We start from the raw sequence: 24,175 nt of genomic DNA on the forward strand, positions 1-24,175 counted from the left end.
AATCCACTCCGGCGCCGACGCCGACCATCCGCCGCAACCCGGCCCACGGGTAGGAGCCTGCCCGGCTCGACGTCCTTCGGCCGATCAGGCCGACGCCGTCATCGGACGGAAGAGCCAAGACCTCGGTATGCGGTCCAATCCAGCCCGTCGAGGCGAAGGTCTTGTGCGGGTCTCGGGGTCGACACCGGCGACGCCGCCCAGCGTCAAGCCCTCGAAAGCCTCGCCGCCGCCGAGATGGTCACCTGCGGCGACACCAGCGACCGCTTCCACGACAACGTGCCCTGTAGCCATACCCCGACGTCGGCGGCGCGCTCGTCCTGCGGGAAGTCCTGCTCAAGGGATGCACCGCGACCCCGCGCCTCTCTGTGCGCCGCGTTGTTCCTTGTGACAGGTCCCCATGCATCAGCCCCAAGGGCGGACTGGCCACTCACTGCGAAAGGCATGAGTAGGACGACAGTCCAGCCTGCGAGCCTCCGCCAGGCGTAGCAGTCCAGACCCGACCGGTCCTCCCCCGCCATCGTGACCTCCGCGTCCATCACATCGAGCGGCAGCATGACCGCGCGCACCGGGTGGACGTCACGTCGCCGAGGTGCCCGGCCGCACAGCGAGGCCAGAGCACCCACAGGCACGACGCCTGGCGTACCGCCGCCACCAGCGTCCTCGCAGCAGTGCGCAGCTTGTCACCGGATCGGTGGGAGGCGAGGACGTCCGCAATGGCCAACCGGCGGCGACTGTGAAAATCGCTGTTCGATCACCGGAGCACGGTGATAGACATCCGGTGTGGAAAAGAATCTTGAGTTCCCTGACCTGTTGCGACTGATCGATGAACGGTCGACCGCCTTCCGCGCCGTGGTCGCCGCCGCGCCCGGTCTCGACGCGCAGGTGCCGAGCTGCCCCGGGTGGACGCTGTTCGATCTGGTGAAGCACCTGGGTGGGGGAGACCGTTTCTGGGCCGCCATCGTCGGCGCGGGGCCTGCCGACGCTCCCCCGGCCGAGGCCGTCGCCGCGCGCGCCGCGCTGGAAGTGCCGCAGGAGCGTGAGGCCCTGCTGGCCTGGCTGGACGCGTCGACGCAGCTTCTGCTGGGCGCCCTGCGCGCGGCGGGACCGGAGAGCGGTTGCTGGACGTGGTGGCCCGCGTCGCAGTCACCGCAGACCGCCGGCGGCACCGCCCGGCACCGGGTCCAGGAGACCGCGGTGCACACCTACGACGCCCAGCTCGCCGGGGGCTCCCCGCAGCCGCTGCCGGTCGAGCTGGCACTCGACGGTGTGGAGGAGTTCCTGTTCACCGTCTGCGCAACGCCGAGTGCCTGGCCGCACAAGCCCACGGCCTTCGACTTCCACGCCGCCGAGGGCCGCTCCTGGCGCCTCACCGTCGACGGCGACGGCGCACGCATCACCCGCATCCCCGCGCCCACCGCCGCGACCGGCGAAGACTTGGACGCAGCCGGCGCCTCCGTCCACGGCACGGCCAGTGAGCTGGTCCTCTACCTGTACGACCGGATCCAGGCCGAATCCTTGCACGTTGACGGAGACGCAGGGCTGCTCGACCTGCTCCGCGCCTGGGAGCCGGAGGAGAAGTAGGACGTAGCGGGGGCGGTTGGCCGCGCCTCGAGCCGGTAGGACACGACTCTTCGCCAGGTTCGTCAGTCGCGGCACCGGGCTCAAACCCGCGAGGCGGCCTCGGGGCGTCACCAAGCCGACCGTCTACCTGGATGGCAGTGCGAATTTGTCCGTCCCAGCGATCACGAGAAGCGACGCGACTGCCGTCGTCCCGATCTCGTCGAGAAGTCAGTCGATCGGGTGACTGCGGCGGCTGCCGTGCATGAGAGCAGGGCCTCTTGGCAGCCCGAAGGGTGTCGAATCCAACGTGCGGTCCAAGAGGCCCTGTTGTCGCATTTCTACGGCAACGCGGGAGTGGGGCCACTTCAGCCACTCTCGCGTGTGACTGTCTGGCTCACAGGCTCGGGAAGTGGGCGGTGGTCCGGCCACTGCTGCCGGTGCCGGGCTGGCTGCGGGGCCGGGGCGGGCAACCGGAGGCTTATTGCCACCGCGCGATGCTGGACGCGATCCGCCACCTGGTCGCGCTCGCCCCGTGGATCACCACCGTGGTGGACGACGGCACCCGGGCCCTGCTCGGCTGGGCCATCGACCTCACCCCGACCTCCGCCACGGTATTCACTTCGATGCGCATGGCGATGGTCCACGACCCGGCCGTGTCCCCGTTCGGCGCCGTCCCCGAGCGCGTACGCATCGACCGAGGCCTGGAGTTCGCCGCCGACGCAGTCGAGGCCGCCCTGGGCACCCTGACCGTGGTCATGCACCGCCTCCCCGCGTTCCAGCCGCACCGCAAGGGCAAGGTCGAGCGGTTGAACCTCACGATCGAGCAGATGCTGATCTCCCAGCTCCCCAGCTCCCCGGCTTCACCGGCGGCCCCCGCGACGCCGACGGCAGACTGTACGGGCCGGTGAAGGACTCCGTCGCCGCCAAGCGCGCGGCCGAGACGGACCAGGACGGTCCGATGCGCATCGAGCGGTTCGTGGAGCGGTTCGCCGACTGGGCCCACTGGTACAACACCGAGCGCCCGCACCGGATGCTCGGCGGCCGCACCCCGCTCCAGGCGTGGAACGAGGACACCACGCCGGTCCGGCGCATCCCCGCCGACCAGCTGCACCACCTCATGCTCGCCTCCGCCGAGCGCACCATCCAGAAGGACGGCATCAACTTCCGCTCCCTGTCCTACGTCGTCGCCCCCGAGCTCCACGGGCGCGGCGGCCAGAGCGTCGAGGTCCGCTACATGCCGCACGACGGCCGGACGATCGAGGTGTTCCTGGGAGGCAAGCACCTGTGCACCGCGTACCCGACCGGGCAGCTCACCCCGGAGCAGACCGAGGCATTCCGCGAGCACGCCCGCGCCGAGGCCGAACGCCTCGGTCGGGAACGGCGCCCTGCCTCCCGGCGCTCGCGCCGCGAACTCGCGCCCATGACCGGTGACGGCGCGGGTGCCCAGGAGTCCCGGCTCGTCGCCGAGAAGACCGGCCGCGCTGTCTCCCGTCAGGCCCGCGACGCAGCCCTGCGGGCCCGCTCCTCCACCTCCCTGCTCGGCATCACCCCCCTCACCCAGAAGAAGGAGAGCTGAATGCCCCGGCACTGCGCCGACCTGACCGGCGCCGCACCCTGCCGACGGGCACCTTCCAGCTCGCGCACCGCATCGTCGACGGCCTCGTGAAGAACAACGCCACCGGCGTCATCCACGGCCCGGCCGGCACCGGCAAGACGTACGCGGTCGAGGCCGCGCTGGAGGACCAGGCCGCCCGCGGCGGCCCCGCCGTGTGCACGCTCGCCTTCACCGCACGGCCGACCATGCGCCTGGTCGCCGACCACCTCCTGGCCGAACTCACCGGTACCGAGGCCCCCAAGTCCCGCAACCGCTTCCACATCACCAACCGGCTCGTGGACCTGCTCGCCCACCCCCACCCCCGCCGCCCGGTCGTCGTGGACGAGGCCCAGCGCCTCAACAGCGACTGCATCGAGCTACTGCGGCACCTGCACGACGAGCCGAAGACGAAGTTCGCCCTCCTCTACGTCGGCGGTGACGGCTGCTGGGAGGTCCTCTCCCGCGAACCGATGCTCCGCTCCCGCGTCTTCCGCCGGCTGCCCTTCCGCCCGCTGACCGCCGAGGAGATTCCCGAGCCGATGCGCGGCTACCACCCGATCCACGAGGGAGCCGACGCCTCCCTGCTGCGGCAGATCGACGAGCTGTACGGGCAGGGCACGATGCGCGACTGGGCTGCCTTCACCCACACCGCCGCCAGCCTCTGCGAGGCCGCCGGCCGGGCCCGCATCGACACCGAGGTCATCGACAACGCCCTCACCCTCCTCGGCGGCGGCGTGTATGCCTGACACCGCACCTGCCTCCGCGGTCTTCAACCGCGACCTGCCGGCCGGGCCCCGCTTGGACCGCGCCGTGGCCGCGTACGGCCGGATCCTGGAGGCCGACGCCGAGGACTCCATGGTCACCGACGAGCTCGCGCGCATCCCGGCTTCCCGGACCGGGGCAGGTGCGAGCTCGTCGTCACCCCCCTGACAGCAGCGCCCCTACGGTCACCTCCCCGACCAGCACCTGGCCGTTCGGGCCGCCGAGGAGACCGCCGCCGCCCAGCGGGCCGCGCCTGGCCGGCACGAGCCGCAAGGAGACGCTGACGATCATCGCGCAGTACCAGCAGCAGCACGCGGCGTCCGTCGCCGAGGCCCATCGGGCCGCCCGCGCCTGCGCCCCTGCGCGGCCCGATCCCGGACTGCGGGACTCCACCCCCGCACCTGTAGGAACCGCAGCTAAAGCGGCTGGTGGCGTGCGAGTCGCGCCTGGACGAAGCGGGCGGCGTTGCTGCCCTCTCCGAGGACCGCCGTCACGACCTTGGCCAGGTCGCGGCCGACCTGCACCACCTCAACGGGGTCCTTGACCTGCTGCCAGGTGTAGACGGCTCGCCGTACGGAGGCTTCAGCGTCCGCGTGGTTCGCTCCGTGGAGGGCGATCTGAAGCCCGGTCGTGTGGAGGTACCAACGGGCGGCAACGGCCGACTGCCCCGCGAGAAGGGCGAGCCAGCCTCGGATCTCGCGGGCGTTCACTGTGTGGGCGTGCCGTTCGCCAAACCGGGCAGTCAGCTCCCGGTCGAGTATCTCTGCGTCAACTCCTGCTGCGGCGAGACCCTCAGCGTCGTCAGGTGTTGCGAAGACCGCAGTGATCGCGGCGATCCGGCTCTGGTACTCCTCTGGGGCTGGGGTTTGCCGCTGCTCAACGCCGGCGCCGGCCTCCTCGTTGCGTGGCGCGGCTGTGGCCGCCTCGATGACCAGAGCCTCTTGAGGGGCGTCGCCGCTGCCCTCTTCGTCAACGCCACCAAGGGCTGAGAAGTCCTCGCGGTCGCTGTCATGGCGCTCGACGAGCTGCTCGGGCACGTCACCGACCGCAGTGGGCGCCGCGGCATCCTGCAACGGTTCACCATCGGCCAGATGGGACATGGTGAACCATTCCTGCACTGCCAGCGGCAGGGAAGACTCTTGGGGGGCTCGTACTGGTTCATCAACGGGAGAACGGCCCTCCTGTCCCCATCCGGGATGCGGGTCGGGCTGCCAGAAGTCGGGCGTGACGGTGCCCCACGGAAGTAGTTGCCGGTCTTCGTTCGGCATGCCGGAATTCATCAGATACGGATTCCTTTCGACCGCATGTAGGGAACGGGGCTGATGTCCGATCCATATGCGGGTCCCGTGCGTACCTCCATATGGAGGTGAGGCCCGCTGGTGTTGCCGGTGTTGCCTGACAGCCCGACCACTTGCCCGCCCGGGATGGTCTGTCCTGCCGAAACGTCGATCCGGCTCAGGTGGGCATACTGGCTGTACATGCCGTCGGCGTGCTGTAGAACGACCTGGTTGCCGTAGGCGCCGCCCGCTCCTGCGGACACGACCTTGGCCGGGCCGATAGCGTGAACGGGTGTTCCGGCGGCCGCGGAGAAATCGATTCCGGTGTGGTAGCCGCTGCTCCACATTCCACCAGGAACATGGTATGCGGTCCCTACGGAGGCGTTCACTGGCTTCGTCCACTCGCCCGACATTTCCGGGGACCCTGAGTTGTCAGGAGCCGTCAGGCGGGCCTGATTGGCCATGATGTCTTTTACGTAGTCGTAAGTCTGGCCATTGGCGAACCGTTGCGGTGGAACCCCGTCGTAGTGGTCCACCCAACCCCACCCCGCGTTATACCCGGCTAGGGCCAGCTCTATCGGGCTTCCCGAATAATTCGGGTGCTTCTTGGCCGTCTTCAACAGGCCGCACATCATTTTCCCTTGAGAGGGAATCGCATCTGCGGGATCCCACACATCACGGTCACCGTCTCCGTCACCGTCGATCCCCTGTGTGGCCCACGTGCTGTCTATGAACTGGGCAATTCCTTTGGCGAGTGGGATCTTCTGGCCGTTCTTGATCTCGTAGGACATGGCATTCGGCTTGAAGTTCGATTCGGCATTCAGCTGCGCCGCGAGGATCCCAGCCGGGAGTCCTTGGTCACACGATGCCGCAGCCTTCTCGATGAGGCCCGCGTACTGCGCGGGCACATAGCCGGGCCCCACCCTGAGCTTTCCGGCCGTGAGCACGAAGTCCCCGCCGGCGCCGTCGCCACCCTTGTCGTCATCCGATGCCCCGACCAGCAACACCAGCCCGATCCCCACGGCGAACGGGCTGGCGACGAAGACCGCGGCCAGGAGCGCGATCCCCTTCTTGGCGTCCAAAGCCGATCCCCACCTTCATCGCCCCGCTCTTGATCATGACTAGTCGTCACCATAAGGCGTGGACACGGCGTCTTGCCGCCTTCGGGGCAACCCCCGGCAACGCACCGCCACCCTGCCACACAACATTTCCGGCCCCAAAGACGGTAAGCCTGGCCGGTTTTGGCGCCACCCCTGAAATGTGTATCAAATTGGTGCAAACAGCCGCCAAAAGTGACGTACATGCATAAGTGTCTTGCGGCTGTCTGGAATTAACGCTTCACCAGGCATGGGGCACCACTGGGGCCCCAGTCGTTCGCGGTTAGACTTTTGAGCATGCGTCAGGTCAGAGGCCTGGCACAGTGATTACATTTGCAATGCGGGGGAGCGTTGGCTAAGAAATCTCAATCGGCCTTCATGCTGCCCGCCGACAGCCGCCTGGTCATGCCGGTGCTGGCTGCCGGCGGCGGCAGTGGGCGCTCGACCGTCGCGGGCCTTCTGGCCTGCTCTCTGGCCGCATCTGCGGCCACCGTCGTACTCGACACGGCATACCGGCTGGCTTCGCCGTGGCCCACTTGGCCCACGAAGCCGGGGGCCGGCCTGGCGTCAGTACCGCCGGATCAGGGGATGACACCCGCTCAGGTCCGCGCTGCCGCCTCGCGCTGCTCAGGACCGGATGGAGACTGGCAGGTCCTGACCGACCATCAGGAGTGGAGCGCGCCGCCGCTGCCCCTTCCGTCAGATCCGGCTGCTTGGTACCAGCTGGCCGCCGCCGGGGGGTGGCAGGCCGTGATCGCCGACACCGCACATCCGATAGCGCACGACGTAGTCACCTCCCGAACACTGAACCTTTCCGGTCTGACCGCCGGCTGGTGCGCGCTGCCCTACTCCGTTCCGGTGATCGCGGCCCCGGCCACGGGCCCCGGAGTCGCCGCGCTCCAGATGGCTGTCCGCGCAGCGAGCGCTGAGGGCCTTCCGCTCGCGCGGATGGTCGTGGCCCTGGTGGAAACCGGGGACGGCCGGCCTCCCGCCGTGGCGCGGGCGGCCGCCACCATGCTCCAGTCGCAGGTGTCCGGCGTCGTCCAGATGCCATTCGACCCCCACATCCGGGCGCGCGGGCTCGGCGATGCCCATCGGCTGATCTCCCGCAAAACCCGTGAGGCCACGGCCGCTCTCGTGAGCGCCGTCCTCGCCTCCGCACATCGCACCTGGGGGGAACCGCTGCCCGCAGCGCCCGTTCCCGCAGGCACCGCCCGCCCTGGGGTGGCGCCGCCCGCTGCTTCCCTCCTTGCCCAGAACGATCCACATCCACAAGAAGGGGTTCTCGCATGAGCCTGCTGATCGACACCGCCAACCAGTTCGCCATCCTCGCGGATGACCCGCCGATCGTGCCCGACTTCAAGCCGGCGGTACCGGGCCCGATCAAGGACGCGACCTCGACGATCCTCGGCTGGACGGCGGGCAGCGGCCTTGCCCTGGCGGTCCTTGGCGGGCTTGTCGGCTGGGCATGTGTGGCCATCGGCCACAACACGGAGCGGGCCGGCCTGGCCGCCCGCGGCAAGCAGGCGATCATCTGGTCCCTCGTCGCGGGCATGGGCATCGGTGTCACCAGCGGCCTGGTCATGGCCTTCTACAACATGTCGAAGAGCGGCGGCGCCTGAGCATGCCCATCGACTTCCAGCGCCAGGCCCGCCGCGCCCGGCTCCGCCTGGCGGGCATCGGCCTCGTCGTTCTGGCAGCCGTGGCCGGCGGCGCCGTCGCCCTCATCAACATCGACGATTCCGGCAGCAGCCAGGCGGTCTCAGACGATGCCAAGACGACTCTCAGCCCCTCGCCCAACATTCCTTCGGCTCCGGGGGCTGGGTCAGGTGCGGATCTGACCCCTGCCACGGCCCCCAAAATCCGCCTGTTCAAGCCGACCACCACCACCGAGGGCATCGGGCGGGGCTTTGAGCACTCGGCAATGGGCGCGCGCTCCGCCGCCGTCAGCTACTGGCAGGACCTGAACATCATCGACGATGCGATCGCACGTCAACAGTGGCAAGCCATCACGTCAAAGGACTCCCCGGATACGGTCGACCGGCGCGTGTCCGACGTACGCAAGACCCGCGAAGCCGCAGGCCTGCCACCCTCCGGTCCGGCCCCCGACGGCATCAGCTTCTCCACGACCGTGACGGCCATGCAGGCACTCGGCTTGGAGACGAGCGGCGACGTCGTCCAGGTGTGGATGAGCTATGACGTATACGCCGTGTTCCGGGACAAGGGTGGTAACCAGAACCCAAAGAAGGGCGAGACGGTCTACCTGATCCTCAAGTGGGAAAACGGGGACTGGCGCGTGACGGACGAACCTCAGTACAGAAAAAAGCTGACGGGCCCGCAGCCCTACCACCCCGACAGCAGGCCCGCGTTCCAGGACGGATGGAGGGAGATCGCCCATGGCTAGAACACTGGCCCGACTTATCGCCCTCTTGGCCGCTTTCCTGATCCTGATGACGTCCGGTTCCTCCATAGCTTTTGCGGGCGCGAAACCACCGGACCCCTACCCGAAGGGGCCGGGCTGGGAGGGGCTTATCGGCATCAGCAAGAAGACCGGCGAGTACTGCCAATTGAACATCGGGGACCTGTCGGCCCGCGAGGACTGCCGGGAGCCGGTGGATTGCAAGAAGGACTATCCAGCACATCATCCCTGCATTGGAGATGACTCCATTGCGACTCCCGAGGAGGCCCTGGAGTTCAACCGGGGAGAGCTGAAGCGCTGGAAGGAGGACTTCCCACACAAGAAGTGGGAAAAGTTCGGGCAGCTGAGCAAGTTCCTCGAAAAATGTGTGGAGAATAACAAGAGCACGTGGTTGAAATGCAAGCTCGCCGGCGAGACCGAGTTCGGGGCTCCCTCACCGACCGTCTCTGAGTGGGTGGCAGGCGAGATCTCCAAGATGGCTGCGAGTGCTCTTGAGGAAGCTGCCTCGATGCTCGGGCAGTCGGTGGTGTGGGTCCTGCAACAGTTCGCCGACAAGTTCAACGAGATCACGACCATTAATTTGGCCAAGACGGGCATCGGTCCGATGCTCGGCATCACCACCGGGCTCTCGGTGCTCATCGCCGCTTTCCTGCTGCTCGTGCAGTTCGGCAAGGTGGCCGTGTCACAGCAGGGCGGCCCGGCGGCCACGGCCATCGTCGGCCTGGCCAAGTGGGCCGCCATCCTGGCCGTCTACCTTCTTGCGACCCAGACCGCGCTCAACTGGTCCGACACGCTCAGCGCGGCTCTCGTCGACGAGGCGTTCAAGGGCGGGGACGCGATGAAGACGAGGATGGGTGAGGTATTCGCCGGTCTCTTCTCCACCGGTGCCACCGCTGGAACGGCAGGTACCGCGCTCGTTGCCGGCACCAGTGTCACGGCCGGAGCGGTCGGCTTCGTGATCGTCATGGCGATCCTGTGCATCCTGGCGATCGGCGCCCTGTGGATCGAGATGCTCGTGCGGCAGGCCGCGATCATGCTCCTGATCATCTCCATGCCCATCGTCCTTGCCGGGCAGATGACCGACAGCACCCGCACCTGGTGGCCCACGGCCCGCAACGCCCTGATCGCGACCATCCTCACCAAGCCCGTCATCGTGATCTGCTTCAGCGTCGGGTTCACGGTGATGAAGGGTGCGGAGGGCACCCAGAATGTGATCGTCGGCTTCATGATCTTCGTCATCGCCGGCACCGCCTGGCCGGTGCTCGCGCGCTTCATGACCTTCACCACCAACGGCGACGGAAACTCGACCGCCTCCGGGGTGATCAGCAGCGTCGGCAGCTCCATGGGCAGCATGTTCGGCGGGAACCAGGCGTCCCCGTCCGGGGCGGGCACCGCAGGCGGCGGCAGCGGCTACACGAAGGCGCTCGAAGGCGACAACGAGAGCAACTCTGGCGGCAGCAGCAGCGCCTGGTCGAAGGCGCTGAAGGGCAGCGGGGGCGGCGGCTCCTTCGCGTCCCCGGTCGCCGCCGCCGCGATGGCTCTCCAGTTGGCCGCGGTCAGCAAGGACGTCGTGGAAGGGGCCTTCCAGAACCAGGCGGCGAACGCCGGACTCGGCCCGGCCGCCCAGGGCGGCCGAGGCATCGTGGGCCAACGCAGCGGGGACGGCGACGCGCCCAGCCAGGCCGACGGCCCGTCCCCTGCTCCAGCCGAATCCGCGGGGCCGGCGCCGGAGCCTCCTCCGCCGCCTGCCCCGCCGTCAAACCAGCCCACCACGCCGCGGCCTCCCGACCAGCCCACCCAGTACTCGGCTACCCCGCCACCGCCTACCTCCACCGGGAGCTGATGCACCGTGTCCAGCACCGAACCGGCCGTCTACAGCGGCTGGCAGACGGAGCGTTCCGGCTTCATGGGCAACCTGTCCGGGCTCGGCTTCGCCTTGGTCGCGGCCGCGTCCGCCATCGCTCTCATCCCCATCTACACCCGCTCCTGGTCCAGCGCCTTCATCGCGCTGCCCCTGTCCGCGCTCCTCCTCGCCCTTGCTTATGGGCGGGTCCTGGGGCTCACGGCGGACGAGTGGATTGTTCTCGCAGTGAGGCATCAGATCGCAGTGGCAACCAGCAAGAACTTCTTCTTCTCCGGTCTGTTCGCTCCGCGGCGGGCCGATGACGACACACAGCCGATGGACCTCCCCGGCACGCTCGCCCGCATGCGTCTGCTGGAGGCACCGGACGGCTTGGGCGGCGAGATCGCCGTCATGCACAATCCGATCGAGGGCACCTACACGGCCGTGTGCCAGGTCTCGTACCCCGGCCTCGCCTTGATCGACACCGACAAGCAGAACGCCAGGGTGCGCGGCTGGGCCGCGTTCCTGCGCAGCCAGTGCAAGGAGGACGGCGCCGTCGTGCGGATCGCTGTGCACCAGCGGTCCCTTCCGGACGACGGTGGCGCTCTGCGCTCGTGGGCCGAGCGCCACACCTCACCGGACGCCCCTGCGGCGGCTGTCCAGGTGCTGGGTGAGCTGATGGCAGGCGCCGGTCCGGCGGCCACCGTCCGCGAGACCTACCTGTCGGTCACCTTGTCCGCGTCCCGCGCCCGACTCGCCATCAAGGGGGCCGGTGGCGGCCAGATCGGTGCGGCCGCCGTCCTGGTACGCGAGATCAACGCCATGCACAGCGCCCTGAGCAGCGCCGGCCTCCACGTCGTGGAGTGGCTGGCCCCCCGGGCAATGGCCCAGGTGATCCGTACCGCCTACGACCCGGAGGCCCACCTGACGCTGAGCGCGCGCAACACGTCGGCCGAGGATCCTCAGTGGCAGGGTGCGCCGCGGGGCGTCGATCCCGAACTGGCCGGGCCGGCGGCCACCGAAACCGGCTGGGGCATTTACCGCCACGATGGCGCCTGGACGGTGACGTACCAGGTCCGGGGCTTCCCCCGCTCCGACGTCTACGCCACCTTCCTCCAGCCCTTGTTGCGGCCCCGCTCGAACGCGAGGCGCTCGCTGAGCCTGGTCTACGAGCCCATCGGCCCCGGCAAGGCCCGCGCGGAACTGGCACGGGAGAAGACCAAGCGCCAAGTGGCGCGGGACATCCGCAAGAAAACAGGTCGAGCCGAGTCCGAGGACGAGAGGCGCGAGGCCATGACCGCGAACGCGCAGGACGTCGCCCGTGCCTCGGGCCACGGTGTCCTGCGGTTCACCGCGCTGGTGGCAGTCACCGTGACCGACCGGGAGGAATTGGAAACGGCATGCGCCGAGCTCCAGGCGGACGCGTCGGCCGCGAACCTGGAGATCCGCCGGGCCTGGGGTGCCCAGGATGCTGCGTTCGCCGTATCCGCCCTGCCGCTCGGGCAGGGCCTGCCGGACCGACGGGTGGGAATCTGATGGCTCTGCTCGGTCGCCGCGGTCGCGGCGCAGACACCAACCTGAAGTCCAAGCCCCTGTCGGACTTCGTCGGGACCGGCGTACCCGTGCCGGCGCCTCGGCAGCTGACCTCGCGTGAGCTGCGGCGGTCCCGGTTGTTGGAGGACCCCGCGTCGGCGATGCGGGTCGCGCCGCGCAAGGGCTGGCCCCAGCCGTTCGCGGGCCGTGTGGCCTCGCTGGCGAAGCCGGAGGTCTTCCGGGCCGACAGCGAACGGGCGTCCGGGATCTACCCCTTCCTGCACGCCGCTTCACTTCCGCCGATCGGCGCGTACATCGGCTACAACACGCTCACCATGCAGGCTTTCAGCGCGCATCCGGCAGCCTGGGTACGCGAAGGGCTTGTCACCAACCCGAACGTGATGATCACGGGGATCCCGGGGTCCGGGAAGTCCGCGCACATCAAGTCGCTGTGCCTGCGGATGATGGCCTTCGGGCACCGCACCCTGATCGCCGGGGACGTCAAGGGCGAGTACCAGGCGATGTGCACGTTCCTCGGGGTAGAGCCCGTCCGGCTCGGCCCCGGCCTGCCGGGCAGGCTCAACCCCCTGGATGCCGGGCCGCTCGGCATAGACCTCGACAAGGTCACCGATCACGAGGTCTTCAAGGGACGCCTCAAGGAGATCCACCGCCGGCGGCTCACCCTGCTGACTGCGCTGCTTGAGCTCCAGCTCCGCCGGGCCCTGAAGCCCGAGGAGGAGGAGAGCCTGGACATCGCGGTCCGGGAGGTCACCGGCGAGCTCCGCGGGCAGAGCCGGCTGAGCGTCCCCACCCTGCCGTCGGTGTACGCCGTCCTGAAGGACCCCACCTCCGCGATGGCCCGTGAACTCCGGGTGCGGGGCGACGACATCCAGCTCGCCCGGGAACAGATGGCATCACTGCGCTCCGCGCTCGGCGGCATGATCACCGGCTCGCTGGGAGGTCTCTTCGATCAGGAGACCTCCATCGGTCTGGACTGGAACGCACCGATCCAGTCCGTGGACATCAGCGCGCTGGAGCAGTACGGCGACGCCACCGTGGCGATGGTGCTCACCTGTGTCTCCTCCTGGGCGCAATCGGCCATCGACCGGCCCGGCGAGCGGCCGTGGACGGTCGTCCGCGACGAGCTGTGGCGGCAGATGCGTTCGGGCGGTGCCGCGATGGTCCGCAAGATCGACGCAGACCTCCGGCTCTCCAGGGCGACGGGCACGATCCAACTGCTCGCCACGCACAGGCTCTCCGACTTCGAGTCCGTCGGGTCCTCCGGTTCGGAGGCGGTTGCCATCGCCAAGGACCTGATCGCCTCGTGCGAGACCCGTGTCCAGCTGGCGCAGGACACCAAGCCGCTCCAGATCACCAGGGAGGCGATCGGTCTGACGGATGCGGAGTGCGACCTGATCGGCGGATGGGGTGCCGGCCAGCGCGGCCGCGCGCTGTGGAAGGTGGGCCGCGGCGGCGGCAGCCACCCGGTCCAGCTGATGCTCTCCCACACCGAGAAGGCGCTGTTCGAGACCGACGAGAGGATGGTGGCTTGACATGTCCGAGCGCACCGGCCCGTCTGCTGCCGGGCTCGACGACAACACGCTGCTCGCCGCCTACGGCGCGGGCCTCGTCGTCACGGTCGGCGGTTCCGTCCTGCTCGCCGGACCGCTCGCCGGGCTGCTCTCCGGCAACGGCTGGGTCGGCAGCAGCGAAGGCGTTCCCACCACGGTCCTGTCGGCCCTCGTCAAGGGCCCCGGCTCCGTCTACCAGCCGGCCCCGCCCCCCTGGCTGTTCTACGCGCTCACCGTGTTCTTCGTACTCGCCCTGGGCGCCCTGATCGTCAGGGCCGCCGGCGCGATGTCCTTCGGCGGGAGCTCCGGGGGCGCCCAGTGGGGCGGCGCGAAGATCGAGCGGAAGATGGCCGCGCAGAACGACCCGCTGAAGCGGATCAACCGCATCACCGCCGGCCGCGGCTTGCGTACGAAGGCCATCGTGGCGGCCCAGCCCAACATCTCCGCGACCGTCTTCGGCGTACCCGGCTCGTCGAAGACGACCGGCCTGGTACTGCCGAACGCCGCGGAATGGCAGGGTCCGCTGGTGGTCACCACCACCAAGGCCGCCGACCTGGACGTCATCTACGCCCGCCGCCGCGCCATCGGCCCGGTCTGGGTCATCGCCCCGGCCGGCATCCCCGGCCGCGCCACCGACCACTGGTCCCCGGTCGCGTACTGCACCGATGCCAAGGCCGCCGACCGGATGGCCGCCTGGTCGGCCGAAGGGTCCTCGTCCGGCGACGACAAACGCGCGGCCCCGTGGGTCGACCAGGCCAAGAGCGTCCTCAAGGGCATCATGCTCGCCGCCCAGCTCTCCGGCGGCGGCATCAGCGACATGCGCCGCTGGATCAGCCTCGGCAGGGACGCGGTCGACCACGTCCGCGCGATCCTCCTCGCCCACGGCTACGCCGACGTCGCCGAGGACTACGCCTCCCCCTGGCTGCGCCTCCACGAGGACGGCATCGGATCCATCCAGTTCAGCCTCAACGTCCTGGCCCGCGTCTTCGCCGACGAAGAGGTCCGCGAGACCTGCTCCCGCTCCGACTTCACCTTCGAGGAATGGCTCGACCGGCAGGGCACCATCTGCATCATCGCCTCCGAGGCCGACGCCGACCGCTTCGCCCCGCTCATCAGCTCCCTGATCGCCGGAGCCATCCACGCCGCGGAGTCCCGCTACAACGCGACCGGCAAGCCCATCAGCCCGAGCGTCGGCGTCCTCGTCGACGAGGCGGGCAACATGCTGCGCTACCCCCGGCTGCCCAACATCCTCACGACCGGCCGCGGCATGGGCATCACCATGCTCACCGTCTGGCACGACCTCTCCCAGCTCCGCGAGTCCCTCGGCACGCAGAAGGCCAACACCGTCCTGTCCGCGAGCGGTCTGCGCATGCTGCTGCCCGGCTGCGGCGACCTGGAGACCCTGCGCTACTTCTCCGGCCTCTACGGCCGCACTGAGGTCATGAAGACCAGCCACGGCCGCTCCCGCGGCGAGCACTCCACCAACACCCAGGCCACCGAGACCGACCTGGCCCCCGTCCACTCCCTCCAGCAGCTGCCCGACTTCACCGCCATCGCCCAGTACACGAACCTGCCGCCCATCAAGGTGAAGATGCGCCTCACCTTCCGCGACAAGGACCTCAAGAAGCTCCTCGCGGAGCCCGAGGCCGCCCCCGCCAAGAAGTAGCCGACGCAGCGACGCCCTCCAGGAGACACCCGTGCCCGACCCGTTGAACCCCGCCGACCTCTGGCCGATGCCCCCCGGCGGCGCCGCACAACAGGCAGCCGAGCCGCAGCGCTGGGTATGGGCGGCCATGGACCCCGCCGAACGCCGCCTCCGGATGCGCGAGCTCGGCGTATGGGTCGACTGGCTCCGCACCACCTTCGAACTCCACAACACGATCACGCACTGCTGGTACCGGCACTGCGCCGTCGTCGAGCACCTCACCGCCCTCTACGCAGGCTGGGTCCGTACCTACGCCGGGGAGGAGGCGCCCGGCCGCGAGCTCGCCGAAGCCGACTGGATCAACACCCTGCACGCCTTCACCCCGCGCCTGAAGCTCGCCGCCTGCGCGACCGGGACCCACCAGGAACCGCCGATGTCCGTGCCGTCGCCTGCCGGCAGCGCCGAGGAATTCGAGCTGTACCTGACGCTCTCCGACGCGACGACCGCCCCGGCCGCCCACCCGGCGGCGGCCGAGCTGAGCCGACGCGAAGCCGAGCTCAACGCCCCGTTGTAGCCGACCGCCCGACCACGTGGAGGTTCCGCGATGTCCACACCGACGGATCCGGCAGCCGGCCAGGCAGCCGCCGCGCACGCGCGGGCTTCGGTGCCCCTGTGGCAGGACGCCGACCCGTCGACGGGCACCACCGTCCGGTCGCCGCACCGCGACTCGCCCGAGTCCCCCTCACGCCACCCGACTTGAGAACCATCTGGAATGGCAGCGGATCCAGACCGTCCGCGGCGCCCTGCGCAACGTCTGGGACGTCATGAAGGAGAAGGCGGGCGCCTCTTGGGACGCCCTCCGCGCCGACACGCGCTTCCAGGGCTTCTGGCGGGCGGCGTCCATCCGGTTCTGTGAGGCGGTCTCCGTCCAGGCGGCGGCCCTCGCCAACCGCCTCCAGCCGGGGACAGGCGACCTGCCGACAGCCGACGCCCTCCTGAAACTCTCCAGCACCGCGCTCACCTACAGCGCCGTCGCCGCAGCCCAGGTGACCCCGGCGGCCGCGCCGGCGCCGACGGTCGCCACACCCCCACCACCCGCGCAGCGCACCCGCATCTCGGCCTAGCGCTAGCCCGAGACACCGGCTGGACGGAGCGTTCGCCGTGCGGCCGCGGGGATGATCCAGAGGCCCGGCGCGCGGCCGGGGAGCCACTGGATTGCTCCCCGACCCCACGGGGATGGCCCCTGCGACAGGGGGAAGGGCCCGACTCCCCAGTCCTGCTCCCCGCGCACGCGGGGACGGCCCCACCAGACCGGATCGAAGGGCAAGCCCGCTGCTCTATGCCGAGGCGAGCCTCGGACGGCCCAAGTCCGCCGGCGTCCTCCGCGTCCGAACGGCCGACGCAGCGAGCGGCACCTTCTGGTGACTGCCAGCCCGGCAGACCGGCCAGATTGCCCGAGGTCCCGGGATTCCCGTCAAGGACGGAAGCCCCCGGGACCGACGTCGTCACGCGCCTGGACCGCCGTGGCGTGCAGGCGGTCTGGGCAGGACCCCCTCGCCACAGGATGTGCCGGGCCCGGCCAGCGTGATTCACGGCGCATGTTTTCGAACAAGCCGGAGGTCCCACATTCGCCTCGGAAGAATTATCGGTAATGGAGGGGGACGACTGGAGCGTTCTCACATACGAGGCAGGCGACAACCTCTTGTACGAGATGGAGCATGCCCGTGAACGACATGATGGTCTCCGCCGCCACCCCCGACCTTCGCTTGAAGGCTGATCCTGACCAGCTGGCGGCCGACCAGGAGCTCTACGCGCAACTCCAGGCCGACGAGTTCGAAGGCGCCCGGTACCAGCACTTGCGTGACGACCTGTGGGTGTACGGGTGGCGGGTCATCCGCAAGTGGATGCGGGACGGCACGATCATCGCGCGCTGCCGCGAGCGCGACGTCCACTTCGCAGCCCCGTACACCGAGGTCGAGGACATGATGCGCCGCGCCGACTTCCGTGATGAGATCGCGCACGACTGCGTGAGCGCGGCGATCACAAAGTTCATGACCGCGATGCGCGGCGGAGACGGCTGGACCCCGGACGGCGGCGCCACCATGCGCACCTTCCTGGTCGTCTACTGCCTGCACGATTTCCGGGACGCGTACCGCCGCTGGGCCGTTCCTCGTCGCCGTCGGCTCTACGAGATCACGGACGGGATCTGGCGGGGCCCTCAACTGCCGTGGGACCAGCCGGTCGTCGAGCTGACGCCGGCGGACATGATGGAGATGCGCGGCACCCTGGATCTCATCCTCGACGAGGCGAACCTGGAGGAGCGGGCGATCTGCCAGCTGATCCTCTCCACCGGCGCCACCCAGGAGCAGATCGCCCGGGAACTCGGCACCACCCGCAAGTCCGTCGAGCGGCGCATGGCCCGGCTCCGCAAGCGCGCCCTGGCCCTGGCCGTCGCGATCGGCATCGACATGTGCCGCCCCTCCGTGCAGAGCGGAGCGGCCCGGTGAGCGTCGTCCTCGACATCCTGACCGGCTCGTTCGCGGAACTCCTCGGTGGCGTTCTCTTGCTGCTCGTGCTCGCCGCGTGGTCTCGTCGGCACTGGCGCTCGCGGACTTCCGCCCCCGTTCCCGCCTCCGTCTGCGCGAGCGGCCCGCCACCGCGACAGGCTCAGCGGTACACCCTGCTCGGCACCCACAGCCCCCACGGCGGCCCGGTGCAGATCGTCAGCGGACGTCCGCCGGGCACGGTGTACACGCATTGCGGCGAAGGAAGGCCGAGGAGGTTCGAGCTGACCGACGTGGCCCTCAGCGACGGCACGCACGTCGCGGAACCACTCGACCGCTACGTCTAGAAGCTGCACGGCCGCTGCCGGATCAGGGCTGTGCACCCGCCCTGCGGCCCTGGTTCCGGTTCGGGCCCTCAGCCCTCAGGCAGTTGCCGGAACCGCGGTAGTCAGGGTGGCCGGCCCTCCGCCTTGCGAGGCACGGTACCCGCCAGCCGCGTCACCAACCTGCCCGGACAACACACCTAGCCGCATCGCAGCGCCGCCCGCGGTGTCCCGCGTACGGCATCTGGTCAGTCACCCGGCGCCAGATCTATCGTGAGGCAATGACGGCACACAGCCCGGGGGTGCCCGGCGGCGTGGACCAGGGCGAGTTGGGGACGACGGACGTGGTGCTGCGGGCGGGCGGCGCCTCCTGGCTCACCGTGCCGCGCTCGCTGGGGAGCGCCGCGCTGACCGCGCTCGGTACGGGCCTTCTCGGGCTCGCCCTCGTCCTGCCGGTGGCGGTGATCGTGCTCTTCTCCGGCGCCGGCTGGGCCACGGTGGGGGTGGCGGCCCTCTGGATGGTGTCGGCGGCCGTCGCGACGGGCTTCGCGGGCGCACTGGCCGTGGCCTGCTTCCGGGTGTACCGGATCAGGTTCTCCGCCGCCGGCGATCCCCCCGGGGTGCGCCTGGTGCGCGGCCTGGGGAGCGGTCCGTGGCGGCCGATGGAGGAGACGGACCGCCTGCGCCTGGAGCAGGAGATCGAGGAGCCGTACGCCGGGGACCCCCTCCCTGCCACCCGCGTCCTCACGCTGCGCCTGATCCAGGACGACTCCGACGTCTGCCGAGCCGTCCTCCCGCCGGACACCGACGCCCGACAGCTCCTCGCGGCCCTGGAGCAGGCCCTGGGGCCGGCCGTCCTGCTCGAACTCCACGTCAAGCGCACCACCCGCCCCGCGCCCCGGCGCCGCCCCGGCCCCCGGAACCGCGGCCGGGGCGGGCCTTCCGGCATCGGCATCAGCGGCGCCGGGGGCTACAGCTGCGGCGCCGGCAGCGGATGTGGCGGGGGCGGGGGCGGCTAGCCAGCGTCTCAACGGGGTGCGCCGTGTGCGCAGACGTTGAGGTACCCGATTCTGTACGTCGGTCGGGAGATGCAGGTGATGGCCGCCGGATCGTGATGCAGAGGCGTGAGGGCCGGAGCCACGACGCGGGGGTCGGGGCTCCGGCGGTCACAGGGACGGGTCCAACGTGAGCGCTCGCAGCAGTCGTGCGAGGCGGCCTGGTTCCTGCCGGGGTCGCGCGGGCATCTCCGGTGGCGGGCCGTACACCCCGAGAGGCGGGTTGGGCGTCGCCGGGAGCGGGGCGGGCGCTTCGGGAGGGTAGGTGGGTGTCTCCGGCTGGGGGTGTGATGTCTCTGCGGCGCTCTCCTTGTGCGGGGAGGAGTGGTTGAGGAGGGCGATCGTGATGGCGGCGACCTCCTGGACCGAGGAGCTCTTCGCCACTGCCTCGATGAGGCGAGCGGCAAGGTCTTCTCTCCCGCCCTCCTTGAAGCTGATGGCCAGCTCCGCGATCTCGTCACCCGGGCGTGTCACGGCGGCCTTGATGACGGCGTCGAACGGGTCCAGGGTCACCGACTGGTCCGTTCGCGCCCGGGTGTTGGCCGGCTTCGGGGTGTCATGCATGCGCTCAGCGACCCTGTACCAGGACTCAGGGTCCTCGGCGCCGCATGCATGTGCGATGGCGGCCACGACGTCAGGCCTGGGAGGCCGACTCCGGGGCGGCTTCTGGTTGATGCCGTCAAAGATCGTGCTCTTCGGTACCCCCGTGCGCTCGGCAACGAGCCTGAGGGTGAGACCGGCTGACGCCATCAGGTCGCGGAGCCCTTGCTGGAGCTTCTGGAGATCGTCGGTTTCCGGAGCCACGTGCTGACTGCGGCTGAGTGGATGAGGCTCGAACTTGCCGCGCTGTGCCAGCCGCGCCCTCTGGTATCGGGCGTGGATCACTGCCACGAGCTGCGCGCTGGTCTCGTCCCCCTGGTGGAGGAGCGAGAGGACCTCCGTCAAGACAGGCCAGGTCGGGACCGCCTTGCCGGAAAACATCCTGGAGAGGGTCGAGATGGAGATGCGCGACGGCGTGTGGCGGTGGATCGACTTCAGGGTGGGTTGGCCGTTGTGGTCCTTGAGGTGGCGGAGCGCGGACGCGAACTCCGCCACCTCAGGGAGGGTGTTCTCCATGTGCCGGGCCGCTATCGAGCGACGCCCGGCTCTGCCGCGGGGGTCGAGGCGGTGAGCCGACGTACCGCCTCGACACCGGCGATGACCGCCACCACGACCTGGACGCTCGTCGCCGGCGGCATCCCGGCGAGGGACAGGCCCACCGTGGCGAGCACGGCGAGCAGGATCACGATGACGAACGCCTTCGTCGGCTTGAAGCGCTTCTTCTTCTCGGGAACCACGCAGTTCGTGGTTCCCGAGAAGCGCTTGAACAGGCGTTGAAGCCTGGTGCCCATGTCACTCCTTGAGTTGTTGGCGCAGACCTTTTTGGTTGCTGGAGCACCCGCCCGCGGATTGGCAGCTCCGCGTCGGATTTCTAGATTAGGGCACACGAATAGCGGATTATGCAAGGCCGTTGGAAGCAGCCTTAACCCCCCGCACTTTTGTGCGAGGGGTTAAGGCTTTTTTGGAGCTTTACGTTCCGTCGTCCGCTGCCAACGGTGACGGTCCTTCCCCGGCGGTCTGCGCCAACAGAAGCCATGGGGCACACGGGCGACGACCCCCCTGAATGGAGTCGCGGTTCGCTCGGTGACGGGGTCCATCAAGCACCCGGTGCCCCGCGTCCGGCAACCTCTCTTTTTCTCCCGGATGCAATTCCAGTGGAGCTGAGCTGCGTAAATTCAATTTTTTCAGCAAGCGTCCGGAGGTGTCCGTCCGGGGAAATTTGCAAACGCCGGACAGGAAACGCAAACCAGAACAGTTGACAGTGGGTTTCCTGGAAAGGGAGGGCGGAGCGGAGCCGCTGCCAGGGGACCGCGTTCGCGGTGACGTACGTGCGGTGCCTCGTGAGTCAAGCGGTCGGCGAGCTGTGCGCGGTCTGCACCGAGGTCGGCAAGCCGACGGCGTCCGCGCAACCAACGGAACGGCCAGTACGTCGGCCGACGCCCCGGCTGTGCGGCTGGGGCGGTGGCTCACTCCTCCGTGTCCTCACAAACGTCGCCGCCCCCGGCGTTGCGGGCTTCCCGGCGGGCCCGGCGGACTTCCAGCGTGATGGCGAGAGACGAGCCGATGATCGTGAGGAGGTCGGCGGTGGCGGAGATGATCTCGATCATGGGACTGCCCTTTCGGTCGGGAGCCGCTGTGTGACGGCTCGGGGCAGACCTTGATGCGGAGTTGGGCTATCCGGACCACGCAGGCAGGACATCGCAGGTAAGTTCCGGACCCAGAGGTGGTTGTCCAGAACGAGGCGGACAACGGGCACGGGGCAAGGGGGCGCTTTATGCCGGTCAGGGGGGCCGCGGGCGGGAGGCCGTGGGGGCCGATCCGGCCCGAGAACACGCAGGCGGGGAAGCTGGCGGAGTTCTTGCGGGCGCGCGTGGACGAGTCGGGCAAGACGCTGGCAGTACTGGCCGGCGAGGTGAACGTGTCCAAGTCCCAGGTCAGTGCCTACCTGGCCGGAAAGATTCCGCCGCAGCCGTTCGTCGCGGCGCTCATCAGGGCGACCGTGCCGCCCCTGTTACGCGAGCGGCGACAGGAAGAGGCGGCTGGGATGCTGCGGGACGCGGTGCTCCCCCCGCGTACCGCTCGGGCGGCACCCTCGACACGGCCGACCGAGGGTGCGGTGGACATCGCCGCCGTACAGGCGCTGCAGATCGAGACCTACGACCGGCTGACCCGCTCCCTGGAACAACAGGGCGAGCTGCGGCAGGCCGCCGACAACTCGGCGAAGCTGATCATGGTGCTGCTGGGCGTGATCTACAGGCTGCAGGAACGCGTGACCGGACTGGCCGCGGAACGCGACCAGCTCAGGAACGGCGCTGGGGACGCGGAGGTCAAAGCGGCCGACGAACGGCTCAGCCAAGCCCTCGGCCAGCAGACGAGAGCGCAAGAGGAACTGGAGCGGGCCGAGGAGAAGAAGCGGCAGGCCGAGGCCCTGTCGTCCCAGCTGCAAGAGCGGATCGACGAGCTGACCGATGAACTCGACCGCCTGCGCGGACCGAGCTCGCCCCCGCACGACATCCTTCATGTACCGGCAGGCTCCGGCGGCAGGGCACACGCCGGGGCGCACGAGGTGCCGCGGGATCCCGGAGGCGACGACATCGACGTCGTCCTGGCTCGCGTGAGGGCCGTCAACGACACCGACGACGACACCGTCACCCGCATCAGCACCGAAACGGGACTGGACCCGAGCGTGCACGAACGCGTCCCGGACAACCCCGTCACCAGCGCAGACCGCAGGGACAACCGCAGCCTCGAACAGCTGAGCACCACTGCGGAGAAGGCAGCCGAAAACGGCTCCGCGGCCGAGGCCGCCGCCGCGTACGGTGCTCTCGCCCGCGCCTCCATCCGGTTGCTGGGCCCTACCTACCCCGACACCTTCACCAGAAGGTACGAGCACGCGTACTGGACCGGAGAGACCGGAGACGCGGCAGCCACCCTCGACCTGTACGTGGGAATCCTGCGGGACGAGACCACGGCCCTGGGCCCCGACCACCACGAAACCCTGGGCACCCGGCACCTCCTCGCCGGTTGGACGGGCCGGAGCGGAGACCCTGCTGTCGCGCGGGACCTCCTTGCCACTCTGATTGCCGACAGCAAGCGCGTCCGAGGGGCCGAGAATCCAGAGACCCTCTTCGCCCGACAGGAGCACGCGCACTGGACGGGTGAGGCCGGAGCCCCAGAGACGGCCCGCGACCTCTACGCCGCCCTCGCCACCGACCGCGAGCGTGTCCACGGACCCGACCACACCGGCACCCTCCTTGCGCACCACGAGCACGCCCGCTGGACGGGTGTGGCCGGAGACCCGGAGACAGCTCGCGACCTGTACGCCGATCACATCACCGACCGCGAACGTGTCCACGGACCTGACCACCCCGACACCCTGAACACGCGCCACGAGCACGCGCACTGGACGGGCGAGGCCGGAGACCCAGAGACCGCCCGCGATCTCTACGCCGACCTCGTACCCGACCAGGAACGCGCTCAAGGACCTGACCACTCCGACACCCTCAACACGCGCCACGAGGATGCCCGCTGGACGGGTGAGGCCGGAGACCCAGAGACCGCCCGTGACCTCTACGCCGGCCTCGTACCCGACCGGGAACGCGCCGAGGGACCCGAGCATGCGAACGCCCTCCTTGCGCGCCACGAGCACGCCCGCTGGACGGGTGTGGCCGGAGACCCGGAGACCGCCCGCGACCTGTACGCCGACCTCGTCACCGACCGCGAACGTGTCCACGGACCTGACCACCCCGACACCCTGAACACGCGCCACGAGCACGCGTACTGGACGGGCGAGGCCGGAGACTTGGCCATTGCACGCGACCTCTACTCCGCTCTGCTACCCAACCGTCACCGTGTCCAGGGAGCCGACCATCCTGGCACCCTCAACACGCGCCACGAGCACGCCCTCCTGACAGGTGAGGCCGGAGACCCGGCCGCCGCACGCGACCTCCTCGCCGCTCTGGTGCCCGACAGCGAACGCGCCCTCGGGCCCGACCACCCCGACACTCAGCTCACCCGTGAGGGGCTCGCATTCTGGACAGGTGAGGCCGGAGACCCGGTCACCGCACGCGACCTGTACGCCGACCTCATCACCGACGTCACGCGGGCTCTCGGCCCCGATCACCCGGAAACCCTGCACGCTCGCCGCGAGTTCGCGCGCTGGACAGGTGAGGCCGGAGACCCGGTCACCGCACGAGACCTCTACCTCAACCTCATCACCGAACACGAGCGGCTGGTAGGCGCGGACGACTCCGGCACCCTCATCAGCAGGGCAGGCCTCGCTCGCTGGACCGGCCGTGCCGGCAGCCCCGCTCGCGCCCGCGACCTGTGCAAAGAGCTGCTGCCCGACCTCCAGCGGACCTTGCTTCCCGACGACCACGCCACACTCGACAC

Annotated in this window: 26 protein-coding genes; 19 read left to right on the top strand and 7 right to left on the bottom strand. The window is 69.6% G+C overall.

Features of this window, described 5'->3' with window-relative positions:
- Window positions 1-203: 203 nt before the first annotated feature.
- Complete coding sequence (locus tag OG982_RS30015; RefSeq protein ID WP_266950119.1) at window positions 204-554, bottom strand: hypothetical protein; 351 nt, start codon at window positions 552-554, stop codon at window positions 204-206.
- A 226-nt stretch (window positions 555-780) separates the two neighbouring features.
- On the opposite strand from OG982_RS30015, the gene OG982_RS30020 reads away from it, so the two are divergent.
- From OG982_RS30020 to OG982_RS30040, 5 genes are all read left to right on the top strand, one after another.
- The gene (locus tag OG982_RS30020; RefSeq protein WP_266950120.1) at window positions 781-1,581 is read left to right on the top strand and encodes a maleylpyruvate isomerase family mycothiol-dependent enzyme; all 801 of its coding nucleotides are present in this window, start codon (window positions 781-783) and stop codon (window positions 1,579-1,581) included.
- 395 nt (window positions 1,582-1,976) lie between these two features.
- Window positions 1,977-2,468, top strand: coding sequence for a transposase family protein (locus OG982_RS30025; protein ID WP_266950121.1), 492 nt, complete (start codon window positions 1,977-1,979; stop codon window positions 2,466-2,468).
- Window positions 2,465-3,136, top strand: a complete 672-nt coding sequence (locus tag OG982_RS30030) for a Mu transposase C-terminal domain-containing protein (RefSeq protein WP_266950122.1) — start codon at window positions 2,465-2,467, stop codon at window positions 3,134-3,136. The genes OG982_RS30025 and OG982_RS30030 overlap by 4 nt, the downstream gene beginning before the upstream one ends.
- A gap of 86 nt (window positions 3,137-3,222) precedes the next feature.
- Complete coding sequence (locus OG982_RS30035) at window positions 3,223-3,900, top strand: ATP-binding protein (RefSeq protein ID WP_266950123.1); 678 nt, start codon at window positions 3,223-3,225, stop codon at window positions 3,898-3,900.
- Window positions 3,893-4,084, top strand: a complete 192-nt coding sequence (locus tag OG982_RS30040; RefSeq protein ID WP_266950124.1) for a hypothetical protein — start codon at window positions 3,893-3,895, stop codon at window positions 4,082-4,084. Before OG982_RS30035 ends, OG982_RS30040 begins: the two co-directional genes overlap by 8 nt.
- Here the strand turns inward: OG982_RS30040 and OG982_RS30045 are convergent.
- The 3 genes from OG982_RS30045 to OG982_RS30055 form a co-directional block, all read right to left on the bottom strand.
- The gene (locus OG982_RS30045) at window positions 4,073-4,309 is read right to left on the bottom strand and encodes a hypothetical protein (RefSeq protein WP_266950125.1); all 237 of its coding nucleotides are present in this window, start codon (window positions 4,307-4,309) and stop codon (window positions 4,073-4,075) included. The two genes, OG982_RS30040 and OG982_RS30045, sit on opposite strands and share 12 nt — an antisense overlap.
- Window positions 4,310-4,332: 23 nt before the next feature.
- A complete protein-coding gene (locus OG982_RS30050; RefSeq protein WP_266950126.1) occupies window positions 4,333-5,016 on the bottom strand; it encodes a hypothetical protein in 684 nt (227 codons plus the stop codon).
- A 179-nt stretch (window positions 5,017-5,195) separates the two neighbouring features.
- Window positions 5,196-6,275 carry a M23 family metallopeptidase gene (locus OG982_RS30055; protein WP_266950127.1) on the bottom strand — a complete coding sequence of 360 codons (1,080 nt, stop codon included), beginning with the start codon at window positions 6,273-6,275 and terminating at the stop codon, window positions 5,196-5,198.
- 393 nt (window positions 6,276-6,668) lie between these two features.
- Here OG982_RS30055 and OG982_RS30060 point away from each other — a divergent pair, with 393 nt between their 5' ends.
- From OG982_RS30060 to OG982_RS30120, 13 genes are all read left to right on the top strand, one after another.
- The gene (locus tag OG982_RS30060; protein ID WP_266950128.1) at window positions 6,669-7,583 is read left to right on the top strand and encodes a hypothetical protein; all 915 of its coding nucleotides are present in this window, start codon (window positions 6,669-6,671) and stop codon (window positions 7,581-7,583) included.
- Window positions 7,580-7,912, top strand: coding sequence for a hypothetical protein (locus OG982_RS30065; protein ID WP_266950129.1), 333 nt, complete (start codon window positions 7,580-7,582; stop codon window positions 7,910-7,912). The genes OG982_RS30060 and OG982_RS30065 overlap by 4 nt, the downstream gene beginning before the upstream one ends.
- Window positions 7,913-7,914: 2 nt before the next feature.
- The gene (locus OG982_RS30070; RefSeq protein ID WP_266950130.1) at window positions 7,915-8,694 is read left to right on the top strand and encodes a hypothetical protein; all 780 of its coding nucleotides are present in this window, start codon (window positions 7,915-7,917) and stop codon (window positions 8,692-8,694) included.
- On the top strand, window positions 8,687-10,552 hold the full coding sequence (locus OG982_RS30075; protein WP_266950132.1) for a hypothetical protein: 1,866 nt from the start codon (window positions 8,687-8,689) through the stop codon (window positions 10,550-10,552). Before OG982_RS30070 ends, OG982_RS30075 begins: the two co-directional genes overlap by 8 nt.
- Window positions 10,553-10,558: 6 nt before the next feature.
- A complete protein-coding gene (locus OG982_RS30080; RefSeq protein ID WP_266950134.1) occupies window positions 10,559-12,088 on the top strand; it encodes an SCO6880 family protein in 1,530 nt (509 codons plus the stop codon).
- Window positions 12,088-13,638 (top strand): type VI secretion protein, encoded by a 1,551-nt coding sequence (locus OG982_RS30085; RefSeq protein WP_266950136.1) that lies wholly within the window; start codon window positions 12,088-12,090, stop codon window positions 13,636-13,638. Before OG982_RS30080 ends, OG982_RS30085 begins: the two co-directional genes overlap by 1 nt.
- 1 nt (window position 13,639) lies before the next feature.
- A complete protein-coding gene (locus tag OG982_RS30090) occupies window positions 13,640-15,322 on the top strand; it encodes a type IV secretory system conjugative DNA transfer family protein (RefSeq protein WP_266950138.1) in 1,683 nt (560 codons plus the stop codon).
- Between the two features lie 31 nt (window positions 15,323-15,353).
- Complete coding sequence (locus OG982_RS30095) at window positions 15,354-15,875, top strand: hypothetical protein (RefSeq protein ID WP_266950140.1); 522 nt, start codon at window positions 15,354-15,356, stop codon at window positions 15,873-15,875.
- Window positions 15,876-15,905: 30 nt separating this feature from the next.
- The gene (locus OG982_RS30100) at window positions 15,906-16,061 is read left to right on the top strand and encodes a hypothetical protein (RefSeq protein WP_266950142.1); all 156 of its coding nucleotides are present in this window, start codon (window positions 15,906-15,908) and stop codon (window positions 16,059-16,061) included.
- Between the two features lie 64 nt (window positions 16,062-16,125).
- Complete coding sequence (locus OG982_RS30105) at window positions 16,126-16,425, top strand: hypothetical protein (RefSeq protein ID WP_266950143.1); 300 nt, start codon at window positions 16,126-16,128, stop codon at window positions 16,423-16,425.
- A 594-nt stretch (window positions 16,426-17,019) separates the two neighbouring features.
- Window positions 17,020-17,808, top strand: a complete 789-nt coding sequence (locus tag OG982_RS30110; RefSeq protein ID WP_266950144.1) for a hypothetical protein — start codon at window positions 17,020-17,022, stop codon at window positions 17,806-17,808.
- Window positions 17,805-18,152: a hypothetical protein gene (locus OG982_RS30115; protein WP_266950146.1), complete on the top strand. Its 348-nt coding sequence runs from the start codon at window positions 17,805-17,807 to the stop codon at window positions 18,150-18,152. Before OG982_RS30110 ends, OG982_RS30115 begins: the two co-directional genes overlap by 4 nt.
- Window positions 18,153-18,409: 257 nt before the next feature.
- Entirely contained in the window at window positions 18,410-19,147 is a 738-nt protein-coding gene (locus OG982_RS30120; protein WP_266950147.1) for a hypothetical protein, read from the top strand.
- Between the two features lie 147 nt (window positions 19,148-19,294).
- On the opposite strand, the gene OG982_RS30125 is transcribed toward OG982_RS30120, so the two are convergent.
- The 3 genes from OG982_RS30125 to OG982_RS30135 all read right to left on the bottom strand — a co-directional run bounded on the left by OG982_RS30125 (window position 19,295) and on the right by OG982_RS30135 (window position 21,390).
- Entirely contained in the window at window positions 19,295-20,299 is a 1,005-nt protein-coding gene (locus OG982_RS30125) for a helix-turn-helix transcriptional regulator (RefSeq protein WP_266950148.1), read from the bottom strand.
- A gap of 11 nt (window positions 20,300-20,310) precedes the next feature.
- On the bottom strand, window positions 20,311-20,574 hold the full coding sequence (locus OG982_RS30130) for a hypothetical protein (protein ID WP_266950149.1): 264 nt from the start codon (window positions 20,572-20,574) through the stop codon (window positions 20,311-20,313).
- Window positions 20,575-21,249: 675 nt separating this feature from the next.
- The gene (locus OG982_RS30135) at window positions 21,250-21,390 is read right to left on the bottom strand and encodes a hypothetical protein (protein WP_266950150.1); all 141 of its coding nucleotides are present in this window, start codon (window positions 21,388-21,390) and stop codon (window positions 21,250-21,252) included.
- Window positions 21,391-21,506: 116 nt separating this feature from the next.
- On the opposite strand from OG982_RS30135, the gene OG982_RS30140 reads away from it, so the two are divergent.
- On the top strand, window positions 21,507-24,175 hold a 2,669-nt coding region (locus tag OG982_RS30140), incomplete at its 3' end, for a tetratricopeptide repeat protein (RefSeq protein WP_266950151.1).

Origin of the sequence: Streptomyces sp. NBC_01551 (assembly GCF_026339935.1) — a bacterium.
Taxonomy (GTDB): Bacteria; Actinomycetota; Actinomycetes; order Streptomycetales; family Streptomycetaceae; genus Streptomyces.